Source organism: Mesorhizobium sp. M1406 (genome assembly GCF_040317555.1).
GTDB lineage: Bacteria > Pseudomonadota > Alphaproteobacteria > Rhizobiales > Rhizobiaceae > Mesorhizobium.
Genome location: NZ_JAMYKW010000177.1, coordinates 1 through 803 on the forward strand (window position 1 = coordinate 1; position 803 = coordinate 803).

Consider the following 803-nt stretch of genomic DNA (forward strand, 5'->3'; position numbering starts at 1 on the left):
AAGGTAGGTCCGCTCCTCGGGCGGAAGAATGTCGAGCGCGCGCACCGGCCTGTCGGGAGCCTGCTCCAATGCCTCCGACAGCGCTTCGAGCGCGCGCTGCATGTAGCCGCAGACCCGATCCGCAGAGATCGGCTCCACCACCTGTGCGGTGAGGCCGAGCGCCTCGCCAAAGTCCTCCACCGACAAGGTCAGCGGATAGTTGGTGCGCTCCTCGCTGCCCAGCCATTCCACGCCGGACAGACCATCCTCCGTCCCGGAGCCGGCCATGGCCGGCGTGTTGTGGCGGTAGTTCAGCAGCGCGCCGAACAGCGGCGCGGGCGCGGCAACGCCGCTGCAGCGTTGCGCCAAGGCCAGCGAGGCATGCTCATGCGCCAGCAGCTCGGAAAGCCGGCGATGCGTGGCCCGCACACTCGCCTCGACCCCGGTGCCGTCGAGGTCGAGGCGCACAGGCAGGGTGTTGATGAACAGGCCCATGGCGCGGTCGGCGCCGGCACCGGCATGCATGCGGCCGAACAGCACCGTGCCGAACACCACCTGCTGACGCCCGCTGCTCAGCGCCACCACCTGCCCCCAGGCCAGATGGCACAGGCTGGCCAGGCTCACCCCCAGCCGCCGCGCCTGGGCCCGCAGCCGATCGTTGAGCGCCTGCGGCAGCATCCGATGCGCCTCGCCGACCCCGCTGCCGTCGCCATGGACCTCGCTCAGCCCGAACGGCAGCGTCGGCTCGTCGATGTCGGCCAGCATCGCCCGGAAGAACTCTTCATGCGCCTTGGCATCGACCCCCAGCCGCGCCTGCGCCACCA

Annotated in this window: 1 protein-coding gene; it reads right to left on the minus strand. The window is 70.9% G+C overall.

Going from position 1 to position 803, the window contains the following annotated elements:
- Positions 1-803, minus strand: an 803-nt coding sequence (locus NKH03_RS34820; protein WP_352973367.1) for a condensation domain-containing protein, incomplete at both ends; no start/stop codon positions are given.